This window comes from Bacillus sp. PS196 (assembly GCF_037963555.1).
GTDB lineage: Bacteria > Bacillota > Bacilli > Bacillales > Bacillaceae > Bacillus > Bacillus subtilis.
This window is the reverse complement of sequence record NZ_CP150159.1, coordinates 3,564,129-3,586,348: the sequence shown is the minus strand read 5'-3', so window position 1 is coordinate 3,586,348 and position 22,220 is coordinate 3,564,129. Positions and strand designations below refer to the sequence as shown.

Sequence of the window (22,220 nt, the reverse complement as noted above, 5' to 3'; positions counted from 1 at the left end):
AAGTCTAAGGAAGATAAACAATGAATGCATTAGTAAGAATCGTAAAAGAGCAAGTGACATCGTTTCCTTTAATTTTGCGCTTAGCTTCGTATGAGACAAAGTCTCAGTATCAGATGAATTATCTTGGCGTATTATGGCAGTTTCTCAATCCTCTCATTCAAATGCTGGCGTATTGGTTTGTATTTGGTATGGGGATTCGTAACAGCAAGCCAGTCATAACAGGTATTGGAGAAGTTCCTTTTATTGTTTGGATGTTGGCTGGTTTGATCCCGTGGTTTTTTATTAGCCCGACGATTTTGGATGGATCAAACAGTGTATTTAAACGGATCAATATGGTTGCGAAAATGAATTTTCCGATTAGTTCACTGCCTTCTGTAGTGATTGCTTCAAATTTATTTAGTTATTTTGTAATGATGGGTGTTTATGTCATTGTCCTTTTAGCAAGCGGTGTTTACCCTAGCTTGCATTGGATACAATATATTTACTATTTAATCTGCATGATTGTGTTTATGTTTTCATTTAGCTTGTTTAACTCTACAATCAGTGTGCTTGTCAGAGATTATCAATTTCTGCTGCAGGCCGTAACCAGATTATTGTTCTTTTTACTTCCGATTTTTTGGAATATCTCAGAGCAGCTCGGGAAAAATCACCCGAATCTTCTGCCTGTGCTTAAGCTGAATCCGATTTTTTATCTGATAGAAGGATTTAGGAACAGCTTCTTAGACGGAAAATGGTTTTTCCAAGACATGAAGTACACGCTGTATTTCTGGCTGTTCACATTCCTTTTATTGTTAGTGGGTTCTATTCTGCATATGAAATTCAGAGACAAGTTTGTTGACTTTCTTTAATACGTAAGGAGATTGTACGATGAAACTAAAAGTTTCGTTTCGAAATGTTTCAAAGCAATATCATTTGTATAAAAAACAATCGGACAAGATAAAAGGATTGTTTTTTCCGGCTAAGGATAATGGTTTTTTTGCTGTGCGGAATGTCTCCTTTGACGTGTATGAGGGAGAGACAATCGGCTTTGTAGGGATAAATGGATCAGGGAAATCAACCATGTCTAACCTGCTGGCTAAAATTATTCCACCGACCAGCGGTGAAATTGAAATGAACGGCCAGCCGTCGCTGATTGCGATTGCTGCCGGTTTAAATAACCAATTAACGGGCCGGGACAATGTCCGGCTCAAGTGTTTGATGATGGGGTTAACCAATAAAGAAATTGATGATATGTATGACAGCATCGTTGAATTTGCTGAGATTGGCGATTTTATTAATCAGCCGGTTAAAAACTATTCCAGCGGGATGAAATCGCGTCTCGGTTTTGCGATTTCCGTGCATATTGACCCTGACATTTTAATTATTGACGAAGCGCTTTCTGTGGGGGACCAAACGTTTTATCAGAAGTGTGTAGACAGAATAAATGAGTTTAAAAAGCAAGGAAAAACGATTTTCTTTGTCAGCCACTCAATCGGCCAGATTGAAAAGATGTGTGACCGCGTCGCTTGGATGCACTATGGCGAGCTTCGTATGTTTGATGAAACAAAAACGGTTGTCAAAGAGTATAAAGCGTTTATTGACTGGTTTAATAAGCTGTCGAAAAAAGAAAAAGAGACATATAAAAAAGAGCAAACGGAAGAGCGGAAGAAAGAAGATCCTGAAGCGTTTGCCCGTTTCCGCAAAAAGAAGAAAAAGCCGAAATCACTGGCTAATGCCATTCAAATTGCTATTTTGTCTATTCTGACTGTCTTCATGGCGGGAACGATGTTCTTTAATGCCCCGCTTCGTACAATTGCTTCGTTTGGCGCTATTCCGCAAAATGAAGTGAAGAACCATCATGGCGATGCAAAGGGCAAGTCAGAGGAACGCTTAACCGCAGTCAATAAGCAAGGGTTTATAGCAAATGAAAAAGCGGCTGCTTATAAGGATCAGGGTTTGAAACAGAAGGCTGACGTTACACTGCCATTCGGTACAAAAGTAACGGTAGCTGCAAAAGGCAAACAAGCAGCGAAAATAAAGTTTGACGAGCACTCTTATTATGTGAAACAGAGCGCTGTTGCAACTAACATGAAACACGCTGAATTGCATGCCGCTGCATTTACGTCTTATGTCTCGCAAAACGCAGCATCTTCCTATGAATACTTTCTGAAATTCCTAGGAGACAGCAGCACCAGCATTCAATCGAAATTGAATGGTTATACTGAAGGAAATACGGCTGACGGCAGAAAAACGCTGAATTTTGATTATGAAAAAATCAGCTATGTGCTGGAGAATGATAAAGCAACAGAGCTTATTTTTCATAACATTTCTCCTATCAACCCGGCGTCACTATCCTTAAGTGATAGCGATGTATTGTATGACAGCAGCAAGAAGCGTTTTCTAGTGAATACAGATGATCAGGTTTTTGCAGTTGATAATGAAGAGCATACACTGACTTTGATGTTGAAATAAAAAAAGGCTATTGGATGAATGTCCAATAGCCTTTTTGTTTAGATTTCTTCTTTGTTTAGTAAACCTTCCATAAATGGAACGAGCTGATCGCGAAGCTCTTTATCCTGCATCGCAAATTCTAGAGTTGTTGTGATAAAGCCGAGCTTTTCACCAACATCATAACGCTTGCCTTCAAAGTCGTAAGCAAACACTCTTTGAATTTCATTCAGTTTTTGAATGGCGTCTGTGAGCTGAATTTCTCCGCCGGCGCCAACCTGCTGCTCTTCTAAATACATGAAGATCTCAGGCGTGAATACGTAACGGCCTAAGATGGCAAGATTAGAAGGTGCTGTGCCTTTAGGCGGTTTTTCAACGAAGTTTTTCACCTGATAACGGCGGCCTTCACTTGTCAGCGGGTCAATAATGCCGTAGCGGTGTGTTTCTTCTTCAGGCACCTGCTGAACACCGATAATAGAAGAAAGTGTTTTTTCATATTCATCCATTAATTGGCGCAACCCTGGTGTTTCAGCCTGAACAATATCGTCTCCAAGCAGTACCGCAAACGGCTCATCGCCGATAAAGTTGCGCGCGCACCAGACAGCATGTCCGAGACCTTTAGGTTCTTTTTGGCGGATATAGTGAATGTCAGCCAGGTTAGAAGCCTTTTTCACTTTTTCAAGCAGCTCAGTTTTTCCTTTTTCTTCTAGGTTTCTTTCAAGCTCAGGAGAGTAATCAAAATGATCCTCAATCGCACGCTTGCTTTTTCCTGTTACGATAATAATATCTTCAATACCGGCTTCAACAGCTTCTTCAATTATGTATTGAATGGTAGGTTTATCAACGATAGGAAGCATTTCTTTCGGCATTGCTTTCGTAGCCGGCAAGAATCTCGTTCCGAGACCTGCGGCAGGGATTATGGCTTTACGTACTTTTTTCAATTTCAAAGCACCTTCCTTAAGAACAGATTTAGGGTCACTCTTTTGAATGCAGAGTATTTAAAATGTTTGAGTTTCTTTTCTCATCAATACCCTATTTTCATTCTGTTAAACACATTTAATCATATAAGAAAAACCAATATTAAACAAGAGTCAATTCAGTGACTTTGGGGTTGAAGAAATACAAAAAAATATCATTAATTGATAGATAAAACAGTTTCACCTGATCCGGTATTTCAAGAAATATAACAGCTTCTTCATCTCTAGAGCCTGCTCAGCAAAAGTGATATAATGTAGTTCTGAAAATGTGACTGTACGAATTTATTCGAAAGGTAATAAATAGATGATGACGATTAAGGTTTCTACTCCAAAATTAGCATTTGTTTGTCAAGAGCTGAATGCTGCAAAAAAGTTTAGTATCAATACGATCGATTGGAATTATCCAATGGAAATTGTCACTTTACATCATGAGCCCAATGGGCCTTCTTCTTTTAAAGATACTGCTGTTATTAATATGTACAGCTACTTTAAAGGTTCTGAACCTCAGAAAGATAAAATCAAGCATCCGATTGAACAAGAAGGTTTAACATATATTCAAGAACCAAATAAGCCAATTTATCGTTATTACAATAATGGACGTTATATCAAATATCAAAGGTTTACAGCATCAGGAGAACTTGCTGTTATTGATTACTTTAATGAAAGCAGGCAAAGATTTAAAAGGGAAGAATATGATTTGTCTGGATATGTACATAGCTTAATGTACATGGATCTGGACACTAACAAACCGAAGCAGCATCTTTATTTAAGGGCAGATGGCACTTGTTATATGACAAAATGGTATAAGAATGATGGAACAACTGAAAAAATTGTCATTTTTGACGAAAAAGAGAATATAGTCAGTGTATTGTATTCAGAAAATGAACTTGCCCGTTATTTTCTGAGCCGCTTGATAAAGGAAGCGGATTATTTATTTATGATTTCTGAAGTTGAGTTATATACTACATTAAAATCTCTTTCAGTTGAATATTCTTCCATGTATCTAGGTTTTATAGAGACGAATGAGATGTTGGAAAACCCTGAAAAGGAAATAGGCCACCTTGATGCTTTTGTGGTTCCTTCCTTGAAGAGATATCATGACATAATTAAAAATACGGGGCCTCGCACAAATATTTATTACGTTTCTGAAGAGCCGTTTACCCGCAAGCGTTTTGTGGACAAACTAATAGATCAGGTGCCATTTAATAATCAATTGAAGGATATGAATGTTGAGCTGTTAATGGCAGAATGGCAATCAAAATCCGATTTATATCTGTCAGCCAAGGTTGAATTTAAAGGCTGCATTCCTCCCCATTCTGTTGGCCGCCATAAAATGTATTGGAAATTAAAAAATAAAAAGAGCGGCACTGAAAGCACGTTTAACGCAAAAGTAAACAGCGAGGAAGAACTAATATTTACCGTAAGCGGTACACTTCGTGTTCACTCTGTATTAGATCAGTTGTCCACCATTGAATTGTATCTCTGTTCCGAGTGGGATAATAGCTTCTTTGCATCAGGTGTGCGAATAACCGATTCAAAGGAAATTCCATTATCAAAACAAAGTATTTCAGGCTGGCAAGTTACTTTAGAAAAAGAAAATAATTATTTGCGTGTTCAGACTGCCGAGGGATTTCGGAGAAAATTAATGAAACGGCTGTTTGTGAAAAAATAGCAGACAAGGTTTTACCAGAAGAAGGAGCTTGAAGATGAGAAGGATCTTTTCACTAATATATGAAATAGACATTGAAAAAGGCGGCATTACAAGCTCTATGATGTCAAGATCTTTTACATTTGCGGAGCGCGGCCATAAAATCGATTTGGTTACACTTGATTATAAAGACAATTATGATCAGATTGAGCAAGTGCTGAAGAGCGCTGGAAGGCTGCATGCTGATGTAAATATCCTCAATATTTATGATGACTATAAAAATCAGCATAAGCATATAAAAATTGGGGAAGTGCAACAAAGTTACTATGATCAAAATCGTAATCGCTTTGAAGAACCATATGCTGCGTATCATAATGAGGAAAAATTAGAAACGGAATACTTCAAGAATGGCTTATATATTAAAAAGAAAAAATGGGATGAGTCGGATAATCTTTTATATGTAGATCATTTCAATGAAAATATGCAAATGACAAAGCGAGAATTCTTTCATGGCGGTTATGTAAATAAAACTGTGATATTCGATACAAGAAGCGGAAAAATCAATCAAATTCACTACACAGCACCCGACGGTTTCTGTTATTTAACAGAATGGTACCATTTTAAAACAGGAGCCAGTCAAGGAGTTATGCTGTTTGGCCGTGATGAAAAGGAAGCTGTATTTTTCAAAAACAAGCACCAGTTTCATACACATTGGCTTGAAACGTTATGTGAGAAAGAAAAGGACCCTATTATCATCTGTGATGGAGTCGGAAGTGCTTCAAAAGTAAATGAAATGCGTGCAGGATTGGCAAAACGATTTTACTGTGTTCACTCAAATCATTTAGATTATCCTTATACGTTAGGCAGCAAAGTTCGAACCAATCATCAATATGCGATGGAGCATATTAAGGATTATGACGGGCTGATCGTATTAACGAATGAACAAAAAGAAGATATCATGAAGGATTTTGAGTCGAACAATAATATTTTTGTTATTCCTCATGCACCAAGAAGGCTTGAAAAATTACAAACGTATGAAAAGAAGAAAAACGAATTTGTCATGGTGGCCAGATATCATGAGGAAAAAGGGATCGATAAGGTCATAAAAGCAATGGGAATCGTAAAAAAATCCCGGCCGGATATTGTCCTGAATATATATGGCAGCGGTCCCGGCCATGAGGAATACCAGCAATTGATCGATGATCTTAAGTTAGATAATGTACATTTAAAAGGATATGTCGCAAATCCCGCTCCATTTTATCAGCAGGCGCTTGCCACATTATTAACATCAAAATTTGAGGGGTTTAGTCTCGCGATTTGTGAATCGTTTTCGTGCGCAACCCCTGTTATCAGTTTTGATGTGAAATACAGCCCGAGGGAGCTCATAAAAGAACACGAAACGGGAATGCTTGTAGAACCTGATAATATTGACATGCTTGCTGAAAGTATCATTTATTTGTACGACAACCCTGAGAGAGCCATTCAATATGGAAAAAACGCAAAGAACTTAATGGATACTGAATATAGTGAAGCCCGATTATTTGAAAGATGGGAAGAAGTATTTGAAATAACGAAATAGTACGTTTTTGCACCATTTTTGTTCATTATATGAGCTTTTGCGAATGAAATAGAAGCGGATAAGGATAGAGGTGTCATGGTGAAAATCACTGCAGCAGTACCCACATACAACTCAGAACATTTTATCTCCCGCTGCCTGGATAGTCTGGTTCAACAAACCATGCCGAATAATGAGTACGAAATTATTTGTGTAGATGATTGTTCACAGGATGGCACGGTTTCAATATTAAAAAAGTACAGTGAACAGTATTCTAATATAACGGTTATAGAACGAGAAAAAAATTCGGGAGGGCCGGGGGAGCCGCGAAACCAAGCGATACGTGCTGCGAACGGTGAATACATTTTTTTTATTGATTCCGATGATTATGTAGGGATCGAAGCGTTCGAGAGAATGTATCAATTTGCAAAACAGCATGATTCAGATATTGTGCTTGGGAAAATGGTCGGTGTAAACGGCAGATCGGTCCCGCAAGCTATTTTTAAGGAAACGAAACCTGAGGCGGATCTTGTAAAATCTCCGCTTGTTTACTCAATAGGACCGACAAAACTTTTTAAAGTCTCACTGCTTAGAATGCATGACATATATTTCCCCTCTAATATACAGGCTACAGAGGATCAGGTATTTGTCATGCAGGCTTATTTAGAAGCGGACAAAATTTCTGTCTTGGCCGATTATGATTATTACTATGCTGTACAGCATGATGGCGAGCATATGACGTTTGCATACGTTGCGCCTCAAAGCTACTATGGCGCAATGAAGGTAATCATAGATATGATTCGTAATAGCCGTCTTTCACATAATCGCAAAATGAAGTTTATGGCGAAGTTTTTAAATCGTCATTTTGATTTTTCCAGAACAACGGACTTTACCGTAACAATCGAGGACGAACGGGAGCAGCAAACATGGATGACAGAGCTGCATCATTTTGTTGAACAAAATATACCACGGGAAATTGATAAGCTTGTTCATTCTCATACGCGGTTAAAATTACACTTTGTACGCCATAATGACCTAAAGGGCTTAAAGCAGTTTGAATCTGATAAAGAAAATATGGCCCAATATACGTCAGTTAAAAATGGTCATATCATAGCAAACTATCCCAGCCTTATCTCATATCATTTGGCAGAGAATGAACGGATTGTTGATGACAGAAACAAAATCAGTCATTACGTGAGCGAATTTCAAATGAAGGACAACACTTTCACATTAAGAGGGTCGGTTACCCACACGGCTTTACAACCAGAGCATCAAGCTATGCAAACTTTATACGGCATTTGGGTGCACCGTGATAGAAAAACTGAAAAAATCATTTCTCCAGTGTATTCCAAGGACGGAGAATTTGAATTTCTCACGAAGTTTACTGATTTGGCTATTCATGAAGAAGATATTGGTGTTTGGGATTTCTTTATTGAATCGGGGATAGACGGCTATAAAAAACGCGTCCGAATTGGCAGCAGCAGAGAACCGTATCCTTATTCAAAACATGCTAAATATATTGGGAATAACGGGGAATATGCTTTCAGCGCACGGCCGTACTTTACTAAAACCTATGATAATTTGTCGGTGGATATCAGAAAGCAGGAAGTTCTGAAAGTCGAATTCAGAGATAATGATTCGGACCAGCATTTAACGTTCGTATTTCCTGGAAGCCAATTGTTTTTTCCGAAGCAATCTTTATTATTGCTCGAATGCAATAACCAAGAGTTTTTAATACCAATAAAAAATCAAATCAGTTCAGCTGATGGGACAGTGATACAGGTTGATCGGAATCTCGTTCAGCAAAAGTTTGCTCCGGCTTATTTACAAAACACCAATATTGTTTTATCCATTAATTCTTATAAAACCACATTGGTTCCGAAAAAGGATGTCAGTGTGTACTTTTGCAGTAAAAATATTGAAAAAAAGCTATGGTGTTTTAAAATAAAGAAGAAAGTAGATCTTTTTATACAATCGGACCAATCGAAGTTCTATCTAACAGCCCGTTAAACAAAGAAACCAGGTGACAAATATGAAAAAACTAAAAGTTATGACCGTTTTCGGGACCAGGCCTGAAGCGATCAAGATGGCACCGCTTGTGCTTGAATTGAAAAAATATCCTGAAATAGATTCCTATGTAACGGTAACTGCACAGCACAGACAGATGCTCGATCAGGTGTTAGATGCGTTTCACATCAAGCCTGACTTCGATTTGAACATTATGAAGGAGCGGCAGACACTGGCAGAGATTACGTCTAACGCACTTGTAAAATTGGATGAGTTGTTTAAAGATATCAAACCCGATATTGTGCTTGTCCATGGTGATACGACGACGACGTTTGCCGGAAGCCTAGCCGCTTTTTACCATCAAATTGCTGTCGGTCATGTGGAGGCGGGGCTCCGTACAGGGAATAAGTATTCCCCGTTTCCGGAAGAGCTCAATCGACAGATGACAGGGGCGATTGCTGATTTGCATTTTGCTCCGACAGGCCAGGCGAAAGACAATTTATTAAAAGAAAACAAAAAGGCCGACTCTATTTTTGTAACGGGCAATACAGCGATTGACGCACTCAACACAACGGTTAGGGATGGTTACTCACATCCTGTTCTCGATCAGGTGGGTGAGGATAAAATGATTCTCTTGACCGCTCACCGCCGGGAGAATTTGGGCGAGCCAATGGAAAATATGTTCAAGGCCATCCGCAGAATTGTAGGGGAATTTGAAGATGTACAAGTCGTTTACCCTGTGCACCTGAATCCAGTTGTCCGGGAAGCGGCTCAGAAGCATTTTGGTGATTCTGACAGAGTGCATCTGATTGAACCTTTAGAGGTGATTGATTTCCATAACTTTGCAGCGAAATCGCATTTTATATTGACAGATTCGGGCGGCGTGCAGGAGGAAGCCCCATCTCTCGGGAAACCAGTGCTTGTTCTGCGTGATACGACGGAACGGCCTGAAGGAGTGGAAGCGGGAACGCTGAAACTTGCAGGTACGGATGAGGAAAACATTTATCAGTTGGCAAAACAGCTGTTAACTGATCATGATGAGTACAAGAAAATGTCCCAGGCTTCTAATCCGTATGGAGATGGAGAGGCTTCCCGCCGGATTGTGGAAGAATTGCTGTTTCATTACGGGTATCGGAAAGAACAACCGGATTCATTTACAGGCAAATAAAAAAGAAGCTTTGCACATTGTGCGAAGCTTCTTTTTTGTTTTACTTTTCGAGGCTTTCCTTCAGCTCTTTTGTAATATCGGAAAGGGCGCTTTCATCAGCTTGGTAGTAGTAAATTCCATTGATTTTCGTGCCTGTACCTTTTAGTTCGTGCTGTTTAATATGTTTCCGCGCACCTTTGTAATCGGACTGGATATCCCACATGTTATCGAAGGTCAAGTTCGTTTTCACATTATCTTCAACAACTTTAAACATATCTCCGAATTTCGTGATGGAAGAAATATTAGCGCCTTTATTAATAATACCTTGGATAACTTGGCGCTGGCGGTCCTGGCGTCCGAAGTCGCCTCTCGGATCTTCTTTTCTCATCCGGGTATAAGCGAGCGCTTCTTTTCCGATCAGCGTGATTTCTCCTTTGCCGAACGAATAACCGTCATAACTAAACGCGAATGTGCTGTTAACTGTAATGCCGCCAAGTGTATCAACAACGTCTCTAAAGCTTTCCATGTTCACTTTCACAAAATAATCAACCGGAACATCAAGGAAGTTCTCAACAGTGTCTACCGTCATCTGCGTGCCGCCGAAAGCGTATGAATGGTTGATTTTATCCATTGTGCCTTTTCCGATAATTTTTGTATACGTGTCACGCGGAATACTGACCATGTCGGTTGTATTCGTTTTTGGGTTAACGGTCATATAAATGAGCGTATCGGCACGGCCCTTATCGCCGTCGCGTTCATCCACACCCATGATTAAGACGGAAAAAGGATCTTTTTTATTGATACTGACCTCTTTATCCCTCTTTTTCGATTTATCAATGCTTTCATGAATACTTGCCACGGTTGATGCTGCTTTATGCCATAAGTAGTATGCATAGCCGCCAGTTCCGAGTACAAATACGGCCACAATGGCTAAAATGACAAGTAATGCCTTTCTTTTTTTCTTTCTTTTTTCAGCTCTCATAATAAAGTCCTCGCTTTTTTGTAATCTAGTACGATTATAAGTTTCTTAATATTTGAAAACAACTAAAATTTGTCTGATTCTTTACAATAGACGGCTCCTTGTAACAAATGTTTCGGTATTTTAAGAAAATCCGCAAAAATTTTTCGTTGTTTTGAAAGAAATCTTAAAATAAGCTTAAAATTGTCGATAAAAAGTGGAGAGGTGATATAGGAATGAAAAAAATTGCTATTTTAATGTTCTCAATGCTGCTTCTTTTGTCTGCGTGCGGCACAGCTCAGAACTCATCAGGAGCAGAAACAAATTCAGACAGCCAGGATGCAGCTGCAGAAGAGACAGTAACGAAGGAAGGCACTTTTGCCGGTTTGGCAGACAGCCATACAATTGCAGTCACTATTGATGATAAAGAGACGTCGATTCAGGTTGGTTCAGACCTTCAGGACAAAATGAACAGCATTTCAGAAGGGCAAAAAGTTGTTGTCAAATATACAAAAGATTCAAATGGCGCTTTAATGCTTAAGGATCTTGAGACAAAGTAATAAAAAACTCTTAGGGGGTTCCATGTTTTGAAAAAAATGAAGCTCTTGCTTCTATCGTCAGTCACTGCGGCGGCTGTAGCATGTCCGGCGTTTATGCAGACTGCGAAAGCCGCTGATAAAACCATTTCGGTTAAGCTGAGTAATTATGTAGGCAGCAAATCAAGTTTGGATGTCGATATCACAGGCGGATATGAAATTCCCGGCTCAAGAATTGCGGATACGGAGCGATATGGAGGAGCAACCCGTTTTGATGTTGCCAATAATGTCGCCTCTGCCGGATGGACAAATCCAACGACTGTGGTCATTGTGAATCGGGATGCTTTTGCCGATGCGCTCTCAGCAACCCCGCTTGCCAAAAAGTACGATGCACCGATTTTATTAACAGACGCAGATTCGCTAACACCAAAAACAGAAAGCGAAATTGCAAAATTAAATCCTGACAATATTCTCATCATTGGCGGGACAATCAGTGTTTCTAAAAATGTAGAAAATACATTAAAAAAATATGGTTCTATCGATCGGATTGGCGGAGCAACCCGTTACGAGGTTTCTAAAAACATAGCCGATCGGATGGGGAATTACAGCCAGGCAGTAGTGGCCACAGGCATGGTCTTTACGGATGCCCTGTCAATCGCGCCATATGCTGCAATGAACGGTTATCCGATTTTACTTGCGGGAGACAATAACATCCGCAGTGATTACAAAATTCCAAGCAAGGTTACAATTGTCGGCGGTCCGTTGAGTGTCAGCACTGGTGTGGAAGCTGCATTAAAAAAGAAGGCAACTGTGAAACGGATTGGCGGCGTTTCACGATATGAGGTATCTGCCAATATCGTTAAAGAATTAAATATGAAAGCAACAAAGGTATTTATGTCAAACGGCCAAACATTCGCGGATGCATTAACGGGATCTGTGCTTGCAGCAAAGCAGGGAAGCCCTTTACTGCTGGTTGAATCAGGCAGCCTGCCGTCACCAGTCGCTGATGTAGTAGCGTCAAAAGGAACTCAGTCATTTGCGCTGCTTGGAGGAAGCATTTCCATCAGTGATACGCTAAAGAACAAACTGGCAGATACTTTTGCAGGAACTGGATATACAGTCAAGTTAACCGGCGGAAACCTAGTGCTTTATAAAAGCAGTACTGCAATCAAGACGCTTGGAACGTCTTTTACAGCACAGCCTAAAAAATATGCAACTACAAATTCTATCAGTCTGAACGGAACGCCATATCTCGGAAACATGAAATTTACAATAGAGTCAGGCAAATATGTTCGGCCAATCAATGTGAATATCCCCTTTGAAGATTATTTAAAGGGTGTTGTTCCTCATGAAATGCCGGCCAGCTGGCAGAAAGAAGCGCTTAAAGCCCAAGCTGTCGCAGCGAGAACTTATTCCATCAGTTCGGCCGGAAAAGAAGTACAAGACACCACCGCTTTTCAGGTATATGGCGGATATGACTGGAATTCAAAAACTTCAGAAGTGGTCGAAGCTACAAAAGGAAAAGTTTTGAAATACAATGGGAATTTGATTTCTGCTACGTATTCCTCAAGCAACGGCGGCTACACAGAAGCGAGCGGTGAGGTGTGGAGCAGCCAGCTTCCTTATTTAATCGCCAAAAAAGATACGTACGACCCGCAAATCAGCTGGTCTCTGTCTTTAAATAAAACCCAGCTTGATAAGAGCAGTCTGAATCTGAAAAGCCCGGGTTCATGGTGGAGCTCTAAAAATGAAACAAACTCATCATATTTGAGCGGTTTGAAAAGCTGGTTTATTAAAAATAAATACAGCAATGCCGAGTCTATCAAAATCACGAAAATATCCAGTGTGAAATTCAGCACGGAGAAAACTGCCGGTCAGCGGCCGGAAACAGCAAGCGTCACATTCTCATATTTCGTGAAAGAAAAATCAAATGGCTATATCCTGTCAAATGGAAGCCTCAGTGAAAAAACAGCAACAATTACTGTACCTGCAACAGAGCTGAGAACGATGCTTGGCGCTTCCAATATGAAGAGTACATATGCTTCTGTCTCAAGCAATACAAACGCCTTTCTCATTAGCGGTAAAGGATACGGACACGGCATAGGCATGAGTCAGTACGGAGCCAATGCCAGAGCAGCTGCCGGACAATCTTATACAACAATTTTAAGTTTTTACTATCCGGGAACAACTCTATCAAGCTATTAAAAGATTGTTAGAGTCAAAGGAGGCGAGATGCCTCCTTTGTTCGTTATTTGATTTATGAATCATTATGAATCTTTGGAGGGACTATCTTTGCGGATCTTTCTTAAAAGCATACCTATGCTGATACTAGGAGTCGTGTTATTTGTACCAAATGCGTTTGCGGCAAACTCTGTTACAAGGCTGGATGGAGCAAGCAGATATGAGGTTGCTGTGAATGTTTCAAAACAAGGGTGGAGCAGTGCGAGCACGGTTGTTGTGGCAAACGGAACAGCGTATGCAGATGTATTAACTGCTGCTCCTTTGGCTTATAAATACAATGCCCCGATTTTATTGACGGAATCATCTAAACTGACTGCACCGACGAAAGACAGAATCAGCCAGCTTAAACCGAGCAAGGTCATCGTCATTGGCGGAACGATCAGTGTTTCTAACAACGTTGTAAGCGACATTAAAAAATTGGGTATTTCCAATGTGGAACGGATCGGCGGAAGAAGCCGCTATGAAGTTGCTCAAAATATTTCTAAAAAATTGTCTTCAAATTCAAAAGCAGTAATCGCAAATGGAACGGCATATGCTGACAGTCTGGCAATCGGTTCTTATGCTGCCCGTAACGGTATTCCAATTCTTCTGACGACTGCAAGCTCTATTCCCGAACCAACGAAAAATGCGATGAACAGCAAAGGAACAACATCGACTATTGTGGTCGGGGGAGAAATCAGTGTCTCAAAAAGCGTTTACAGCCAGTTGCCATCACCAACAAGAATCGGCGGGAACAGCCGTTTTGAAGTGGCTGCCAACATAGCGAAAAAGTATTATTCTTCATCAAAAGCTGCATTTGTCAGCAATGGCTATCAATATGCAGATGCTTTAGCGGGTTCTGTGCTGGCGGCGAAGCAAAATCGCCCAATGCTATTTACTGACGCCGGTTCATTGCCGACTGCGACAAGAACAGTCATCGGATCAAATAGCAAGAATACCTTCACAGTTCTTGGGGGAACTATTTCAGTGACAACAAATGTCGTGAACCAGCTTAAAAATGTAATTGTAGGCAAAAAGGTATTTGTGGATGCAGGACACGGTGGTTATGACAGCGGCGCGGTAGGTAATGGTTTAAAAGAGAAAGATGTTAACCTTGCCGTTGCTAAGCTTGTAAACAGCAAACTTTCCAATGGTGGAGCCATTCCGATTATGGCCAGATCTACAGATGTTTTCTTAGAGCTTTCAGAGCGGGTTGCAAAAGCAAAAAGCAATAATGCAAACCTGTTTGTGAGTATTCACGCCAATTCAGCAACTCCTGCTGCAACAGGTACTGAAACCTACTATTATACAAAGTATGAGTCAGCGAATAGCAAACGGCTTGCGACAGAAATACAAAACAGACTCTATAAAGCACTCAATACTCAAAACCGCGGCGTGAAAATCGGGAATTTCCATGTCATCAGAGAATCAACGATGCCGAGCAGCTTAGCGGAGCTGGCGTTCATTTCAAATGCGAACGACGCAAGTAAGTTAAAGAGTGCTTTGTATCAAGAAAAAGCAGCTCAAGCAATATATGAAGGAATCATTGGATATTATTAGGGGATTAAATTAGTAGACATCAATAGCGGCTTGCCGGCAGAACCCATCAGGAATTGCCGGCAAGCTTTTTTATACGATAAAATGAGAAAAATTTTAAACCACATATGCTATGTAAAAGTTTAACAAAATTTAAGGTTAGGCCTATTCTTATTGACAGATGTTTTTGATATAATTATCAGGCAAAAATATAACCGATCCATTAGGGTAGTGAGGTAATCGATGAAAATAAGCATTGTTATCCCTGTATATAATTCAGAAGATCTTATTTCCGAATGTCTTGATAGCTTAGTTAACCAAACGATGCCAAAAGAGGATTATGAGATTATATGTGTCGATGATAAATCTACGGATTCATCTTTAGACATTTTGAATCGATATAAAAAGAAATATGACAATATTGTTGTTGTTGAAAGAACCGTAAATTCAGGCGGTCCAGGTGCACCGCGGAATGATGCAATAAAAATTGCCAAAGGTGAATACATCCTGTTTGTTGATTCCGATGACTATCTAGGCAATGAAGCATTGTTAAGATGGTACAATTTCTCAAAAGAGAATGATTCAGATATTACTTTAGGTAAGTTAAAAGGGATAAACGGCCGAGGTGTTCCCAAATCAATGTTTAAGGAAACAAACCCAGATGTTGATTTGGTTGATTCCAAAATTGTTTTCACATTGGGACCCCAAAAACTGTTTAAAGCCTCACTTTTAAAAGAAAATCAAATCATCTTCCCTACTCACATAAAAGCAGCGGAAGATCAAGTCTTCACAATGAACGCTTATTTAAAAGCAAAGAAGATTTCTGTTTCAGCTGACTATGATTATTACTATCTGGTCAAAAGAGACGGTGAACATATGAGTGTTGCTTATGTTCCCCCAGAGAACTTTTATGGAGCAATGGAAGATATTATCTCTGCTATCAAGGCTAGTGATCTGGAAGAAGCAAGAAAAACGAAACTGATGGCAGTATTTTTAAACAGGCATTTCGATTTTTCGCGGACAAAAAATGTCACAATAAAAATGAAGACAGATGAAGAAAGAGCTGAATGGTTTAAATATTTGTCCTCATTTATTCATGCAGTACCTGAAGAGGCTGACCAATTTGTCCTTCCGCATATCAAATTGCGGCTGCTGTTTATTCGGAATAATGATTTGCAGGGGTTAACCCAGTATGAGCGTGAAGAACAAGACATTAAAAAGTTCTGTGTTGTAAATAACGGGGATTTAATTGCACGTTATCCGAGCTTAGAACGCTATCCAATTTCTGAAGAGTTATTAAAAGTAAATTATAAAAATAAGCTTGAACATTATCTGCAGAATATTGAATTTAGCGATCACAGCCTCAGCATTCAAGGAACCATTAAACACAAATTGTTGGATGATGAAACGAATCAAAATCAATCTCTGACAGGAGTATTTGTTCATCGCGATACAAAGGCGGAAAAATACATTGCGCCGGCTAAGTATGAAAATTCAACATTTACATTTGAGTGCAAGTTTGATGAACTGGCATCTGCAGAAGAAGATTTAGGCGTTTGGGATTTCTTTATTGAATCGTCAATAGATGGCTATAAATTAAGGGCGAGAATCGGAAACAAGCGTGCTGCGTATAAGTATTCAACAAACACGATGTATTTAGGGCATAATGCGTTGTTTGTCTTCAGTGCAAGACCATATTTCACAATGAACTACGATAATCTTTCGATTGATATAAAGAAACATGCCTATACAGAAGCAGAACTTTCATATGAAACTGAATCAAAAGATTTATCATTTATTTTTAAAGATAAGCAAATCTGTTTGCCAAATCATTCAAAAATGATTGTGAATACCGGACAGTCTGAAATCTCATTACCGGTAAAACGTATAGAGTTAGAGCCTAATTGCACAAAATTGACGGTAAACGTGCAGAGTTTGCTTGAACAGCTAGCTCATGTAAAGAAAGAGCGATTAATTGAATTTGCGATAAACACTTCTCAAAATAAAATCAGTGCAAAAGTGGATAACCAAGCAATTGTCCTGGACACAAGGAATGTGGAACGAAAATCCATGTTATTCTTTAGTAAAATGGTTGAGGTTCAATACAAGCTGTTAACCTCTAAATCAAAGTTTTATTTTCAATATTAAATGCTTCACAACGAAAAGAGACAAATCAGTAAAATGATTTGTCTCTTTTTTTAAACAATATGCTTAATTTTAAAAAAAAGTGTCTAAAACAATAAAAAGTTTACGAATAAATGTCAGAAAAAATAACAAATTCACACTTCTTAACATACCATTTACATCCAATTAACATCCGTCTGCTAAACTGACTGGCATAGGTCATCATAACATCCCAAACAAATCGTGAGGTGTGTGTCAGTGAGTGCAGAGAAAAGCATGAATGTGAGTCGTGAATTCTCAGTTCAGCAAATACATTCTTTTACATTATCTGAAAAGACGGCTCGTTATTTGGCAATAAAGCGCGTAATGGATATTTGGTTTGCGCTCATTGGGTTGGCGATTGCGCTGCCAATGATTGCGGTATTTTCAATTTTGATTTGTTTGGAGACGCCGGGGCCTGCCATTTATACGCAGGAACGCGTAGGGAAAGGCGGGAAGCCATTTAAGCTTTATAAGCTTCGTTCCATGAAAATAGATGCCGAGAAGTCTGGGGCGGTTTGGGCACAGAAGCAAGATCCGCGGGTGACAAGGATCGGAGCTTTTATCAGAAGAACGAGAATTGACGAGCTTCCTCAGCTGTTTAATGTGCTGAAAGGCGATATGAGTATGATTGGCCCTCGTCCGGAACGGCCCGTATTTACGGAAAAATTCCAGAATGAGATTCCAGGCTTTACACAGCGTCTGGCTGTTAAACCAGGATTGAGCGGCTGGGCTCAGGTGAACGGCGGTTACGATATGACGCCGAAGGAAAAGCTGATATTTGATTTATATTACATTCGCAATCTGACTTTCACTTTAGAATTAAAAATTATGTTAAAAACTTGTAAAGTAGTTTGGACGGGTGATGGTGCAAGATAAAACGGAATGCCATTATTCACCATCAATCTGAGCTTAAAAAGAAGTAGGGAATATGATGTCAAGTATTACAAAACAAATCATGAGCGGTGCAAAGTGGACAAGTATTTCAACCATGTGTATTACAATCATACAAATTGTTCAGTTTGCCCTGCTTGGAAATATGATGACCTTAACAGAATTTGGGCTTGTCGGCATGATCACAACGGTTACAGTTTTCGCCCAGATTGTGCTCGATATGGGTTTTGGCGCAGCATTAATTCAGAGAGACGACGCGACGGAGCGCCAGCTGTCAACATTGTATTGGCTTAACATTATGACGGGCGTTTTGCTGTTTGTTCTTTTATATGTGAGCAGTCCTGTCATTGCGGGATTTTATCAAAGAGAAGAGCTGGTGTTTCTGGTTCGGATTCTGGCGATTATGTTTTTGATCGCGCCAATTGGACAGCAATATCAGTATATGCTGCAAAAGCAGCTGCATTTTAATACGTTAAGCAAAATAGAGATTTTTTCAAATGTATTGTCATTCGGATATTTAGCGATAGCGGTTTTTATGATGGATGCGATTTTGGCGTACGTGATTTCTCAAGTCCTGCTGCAGTCCAGTAAAGGGATTTTATATTGGGCTGTATACCGAAAAAAGTGGCATCCTGCTTTTGTTTTTGATTTGAGAGGCATGAAGGATTTCTTTTCTTTTGGAGCCTTTCAGCTTTCATCCCGTCTTGTGAACAGGCTGGGAGCAAATATCGACATGATTTTGATCGGCCGGTTTATTGGTGCTGAAGCATTGGGGATTTATAACCTCGCTTATCAGATTGTCACTATTCCGGTTTTGAAGATCAATCCGATTGTCACACGGGTGGCATTCCCTGTTTTCGCAAAAAACAAATATGAAAACAGCGCGATCAGAGAAGGCTTTCTGAATATGACAAAAATGCTGGCGCTTGTTTCGTTTCCGCTGTTAATCGGGCTCGTGTCTGTGTCAGACGCCTTTATCACAGCGGTTTTCGGAGAAAAGTGGCTTGCTGCTGTTCCGATCCTAAATGTTCTGGCGATTGTCGGAATACTAAGAGTGCTTATGAATCCAAATGGATCTGTGTTGCTGGCTAAAGGAAGAGCTGACTTAGCGTTTTATTGGGATTCCGGCGTGCTGCTGCTGTACGGATTATCACTGTTTGCAGCTGTACAGACGGGAAACCTGCTGACAGTCGCATGGGTGTATGCCATTATCAGCGTTGTTAATTTCCTGATCGGGCGCTGGCTTTTGGCATATGTCATCAAGCTTAACCTTTCAGCTTATTTCCAGTCGATTATGAAGCCATTTCTGATTACTGCGGCGATGGGCATCATCGCGTTTGGTGTAAGCCTCAGTACCGAACACTTCAGTATGCAGGCAGAAATGCGGCTGGCCATTTCAGTTGCGGCTGGGGCGCTGTGCTATCTCTTTCTTTTGGTAAAAGCGTACCCTCAAACGAAAAGCAAACTACTAAGAAAAGGACGTTTGTCATGAAGATTTTGTGGATCACAAGCGTATATCCGAGCAGTATGAAACCCGGTGAGGGTGTGTTTCATGAGACACAAGTGCAAGAGCTGCAAAAACTCGGGCTTGATATCACTGTGATATGCCCACGGCCTTTTCATTCAGCGCCTGTCCGCATGCTGAAAAAGACATATCGAAAAAAGGATGCCAGACCGGAGTATGAGATTAGAAAGGGAATACCGGTTTACCGGCCTTTCTATCGGGCAGTTCCCGGACAGCTGAAGTGGGCGCAGCCTCATCGGAGAATCGCATCAGCCGTTTTAAAAACCATGAAACAATGTGACCTATATCCGGATCTGATCCATGCGCATTTTGCCATGCCATCGGGCGGGGCTGCGGCAGTCGTGTCAGAGTCCGCGCAAATTCCTTATGTCCTGACCTTGCATGGCAGTGATGTGAATGTCTATCCGCATTATAGCAAAGGAGCGTTTAAAGCCTTCAAGCGTGCCGTAGGTTCTGCATCAGTTGTTTTAGCAGTCAGCCACAAGCTTCAGGAAGAAGCCAAAAAGCTTTCGGGCTTTGACAGCTCGGTTTTGCCAATCGGCATACAGCTCAGCCGTTTTCAGGAGAATGAGGAGACGAAAGAGGAAATCAGAAAAAGACTCGGACTCCCGCTCGATCAGCGTCTGGCTGTCTATGTCGGCCGGCTGGTCAGAGAGAAAGGCATTTTTGAACTGTCTGAAGCGATCGAATCGCTGCAGGACTCTCCTAAGGCAGTCTTTGTCGGGGATGGTCCCGCAAAATCGATGCTGACACAGAAGGGGCATATTGTCACAGGCCAAGTCCCGAATCATCAGGTAAGAGACTATTTACTTGCGGCAGATCTATTCGTACTTCCTTCTTACAGTGAGGGGATGCCGACTGTTGTGATTGAGGCCCTGGCGCTAAGGGTTCCTGTTATTTGTACGGATGTTGGCGGAGTGTCGTCTTTATTCGGAAAGCACCAACATCTGCTGATTAAACCGAAATCCGCTCAAGCCTTGGCAGAAGCGATCACTCGGTACGAACATGAGCAAATATGGAAGCCGGAAGTAGCAGATGACTTGTATGAAACCGTGCAGGCTCAATTTGACGCAGGAAAAAACGCCAAGGCCTTGCATTATCAGTATCAGACGGTCACGAAAACGTCCGTTTAATCGTAAGAAACTGCGACCAATATAAATAGGAAGATCATTTTACAGGAGAGGGATGAGCGCTGTGAAAAAAATAGCTGTAATTGGAACAGGTTATGTAGGACTCGTATCAGGCACTTGCTTTGCGGAGATCGGCAATAAAGTTGTTTGCTGTGATATCGATGAATCAAAAATCAGAAGTCTGAAAAATGGGGTAATCCCAATCTATGAACCAGGGCTTGCAGACTTAGTTGAAAAAAATGTGCTAGATCAGCGCCTGACCTTTACGAACGATATCCCGTCCGCCATTCGGGCCTCAGATATTATTTATATTGCAGTCGGAACGCCTATGTCCAAAACAGGTGAAGCTGATTTAACGTACGTCAAAGCGGCGGCGAAAACAATCGGTGAGCATCTTAACGGCTACAAAGTGATCGTAAATAAAAGCACAGTCCCGGTTGGAACAGGGAAACTGGTGCAATCTATCGTTCAAAAAGCCTCAAAGGGGAGATACTCATTTGATGTTGTATCTAACCCTGAATTCCTTCGGGAAGGGTCAGCGATTCATGACACGATGAATATGGAGCGTGCCGTGATTGGTTCAACAAGTCATAAAGCCGCTGCCATCATTGAGGAACTTCATCAGCCATTCCATGCTCCTGTCATTAAAACAAACCTAGAAAGTGCAGAAATGATTAAGTACGCCGCGAATGCATTTCTGGCGACAAAGATTTCCTTTATCAACGATATTGCAAACATTTGTGAGCGAGTCGGCGCAGACGTCTCAAAAGTTGCTGATGGTGTTGGTCTTGACAGCCGTATCGGCAGAAAGTTCCTTAAAGCGGGTATTGGATTCGGCGGTTCATGTTTTCCAAAGGATACAACCGCGTTGCTTCAAATCGCAAAATCCGCAGGCTATCCATTCAAGCTCATCGAAGCTGTCATTGAAACAAACGAAAAGCAGCGTGTTCATATTGTAGATAAACTTTTGACTGTTATGGGAAGCGTCAAAGGGAGAACCATTTCAGTTCTGGGATTAGCCTTCAAACCGAATACGAACGATGTGAGATCCGCTCCAGCGCTTGATATTATCCCAATGCTGCAGCAGCTGGGCGCCCATGTAAAAGCATACGATCCGATTGCTATTCCTGAAGCTTCAGCGATCCTTGGCGAACAGGTCGAGTATTACACAGATGTGTATGCTGCGATTGAAGACACTGATGCATGCCTGATTTTAACGGATTGGCCGGAAGTGAAAGAAATGGAGCTTGTAAAAGTGAAAAGTCTCTTAAAACAGTCAGTCATCATCGACGGCAGAAATTTATTTTCACTTGAAGAGATGCAGGCAGCCGGATACATTTATCACTCTATCGGCCGTCCCGCTGTTCGGGGAACGGAACCCTCTGACAAGTATTTTCCGGGCTTGCCGCTTGAAGAATTGGCTAAAGACTTTGGAAGCGTCAATTTATAAAAAGAAAAAGTGTTACTTGGTTGAAGCTGCCGGCTGCTAGGCTCGGC

16 protein-coding genes are annotated in these 22,220 nt (G+C 40.7%); 14 read left to right on the top strand and 2 right to left on the bottom strand.

The genetic code is table 11. The features are described 5' to 3' along the window. Positions 1–20: 20 nt before the first annotated feature. Both tagG and tagH read left to right on the top strand, forming a co-directional pair. A complete protein-coding gene (tagG, locus tag NST79_RS18600) occupies positions 21–848 on the top strand; it encodes a teichoic acids export ABC transporter permease subunit TagG (RefSeq protein ID WP_014665585.1) in 828 nt (275 codons plus the stop codon). Positions 849–867: 19 nt separating this feature from the next. Continuing rightward, entirely contained in the window at positions 868–2,451 is a 1,584-nt protein-coding gene (gene tagH, locus NST79_RS18595) for a teichoic acids export ABC transporter ATP-binding subunit TagH (RefSeq protein WP_212059534.1), read from the top strand. Positions 2,452–2,489: 38 nt separating this feature from the next. On the opposite strand, the gene galU is transcribed toward tagH, so the two are convergent. Next, positions 2,490–3,368 (bottom strand): UTP--glucose-1-phosphate uridylyltransferase GalU, encoded by an 879-nt coding sequence (galU, locus tag NST79_RS18590; RefSeq protein WP_003227944.1) that lies wholly within the window; start codon positions 3,366–3,368, stop codon positions 2,490–2,492. A 340-nt stretch (positions 3,369–3,708) separates the two neighbouring features. Here galU and NST79_RS18585 point away from each other — a divergent pair, with 340 nt between their 5' ends. From NST79_RS18585 to wecB, 4 genes are all read left to right on the top strand, one after another. Next, a complete protein-coding gene (locus tag NST79_RS18585; protein ID WP_212059530.1) occupies positions 3,709–5,076 on the top strand; it encodes an alpha-glucosyltransferase N-terminal domain-containing protein in 1,368 nt (455 codons plus the stop codon). A 34-nt stretch (positions 5,077–5,110) separates the two neighbouring features. Further along, entirely contained in the window at positions 5,111–6,631 is a 1,521-nt protein-coding gene (locus NST79_RS18580) for a glycosyltransferase (protein ID WP_029318774.1), read from the top strand. Positions 6,632–6,706: 75 nt separating this feature from the next. Then, positions 6,707–8,617 (top strand): glycosyltransferase, encoded by a 1,911-nt coding sequence (locus tag NST79_RS18575; RefSeq protein WP_015251102.1) that lies wholly within the window; start codon positions 6,707–6,709, stop codon positions 8,615–8,617. Positions 8,618–8,639: 22 nt separating this feature from the next. Beyond that, entirely contained in the window at positions 8,640–9,782 is a 1,143-nt protein-coding gene (wecB, locus tag NST79_RS18570) for a UDP-N-acetylglucosamine 2-epimerase (non-hydrolyzing) (protein ID WP_021480729.1), read from the top strand. 40 nt (positions 9,783–9,822) lie between these two features. On the opposite strand, the gene lytR is transcribed toward wecB, so the two are convergent. Next, the gene (lytR, locus tag NST79_RS18565) at positions 9,823–10,743 is read right to left on the bottom strand and encodes a LytR family transcriptional regulator (protein WP_212059528.1); all 921 of its coding nucleotides are present in this window, start codon (positions 10,741–10,743) and stop codon (positions 9,823–9,825) included. A 212-nt stretch (positions 10,744–10,955) separates the two neighbouring features. Between lytR and NST79_RS18560 the strand changes: the two genes are divergently transcribed. The 8 genes from NST79_RS18560 (at position 10,956) to tuaD (ending at position 22,173) form a co-directional block, all read left to right on the top strand. Continuing rightward, on the top strand, positions 10,956–11,279 hold the full coding sequence (locus tag NST79_RS18560) for a hypothetical protein (RefSeq protein ID WP_015384797.1): 324 nt from the start codon (positions 10,956–10,958) through the stop codon (positions 11,277–11,279). A gap of 27 nt (positions 11,280–11,306) precedes the next feature. Further along, entirely contained in the window at positions 11,307–13,460 is a 2,154-nt protein-coding gene (locus NST79_RS18555; RefSeq protein ID WP_212059526.1) for a SpoIID/LytB domain-containing protein, read from the top strand. 87 nt (positions 13,461–13,547) lie between these two features. Then, complete coding sequence (locus NST79_RS18550; RefSeq protein WP_029318779.1) at positions 13,548–15,035, top strand: N-acetylmuramoyl-L-alanine amidase; 1,488 nt, start codon at positions 13,548–13,550, stop codon at positions 15,033–15,035. 219 nt (positions 15,036–15,254) lie between these two features. After that, positions 15,255–17,159 (top strand): (poly)ribitol-phosphate teichoic acid beta-D-glucosyltransferase TarQ, encoded by a 1,905-nt coding sequence (gene tarQ, locus NST79_RS18545; RefSeq protein WP_024573117.1) that lies wholly within the window; start codon positions 15,255–15,257, stop codon positions 17,157–17,159. Positions 17,160–17,393: 234 nt separating this feature from the next. Further along, a complete protein-coding gene (locus tag NST79_RS18540; protein WP_003242561.1) occupies positions 17,394–18,053 on the top strand; it encodes a sugar transferase in 660 nt (219 codons plus the stop codon). 55 nt (positions 18,054–18,108) lie between these two features. Further along, positions 18,109–19,560, top strand: coding sequence for an MOP flippase family protein (locus tag NST79_RS18535; RefSeq protein ID WP_151262540.1), 1,452 nt, complete (start codon positions 18,109–18,111; stop codon positions 19,558–19,560). Next, on the top strand, positions 19,557–20,726 hold the full coding sequence (locus NST79_RS18530) for a glycosyltransferase family 4 protein (RefSeq protein ID WP_029725995.1): 1,170 nt from the start codon (positions 19,557–19,559) through the stop codon (positions 20,724–20,726). The genes NST79_RS18535 and NST79_RS18530 overlap by 4 nt, the downstream gene beginning before the upstream one ends. Before the next feature lie 61 nt (positions 20,727–20,787). Further along, positions 20,788–22,173, top strand: coding sequence for a UDP-glucose 6-dehydrogenase TuaD (gene tuaD / locus NST79_RS18525; RefSeq protein WP_212059524.1), 1,386 nt, complete (start codon positions 20,788–20,790; stop codon positions 22,171–22,173). Positions 22,174–22,220 lie beyond the last annotated feature (47 nt).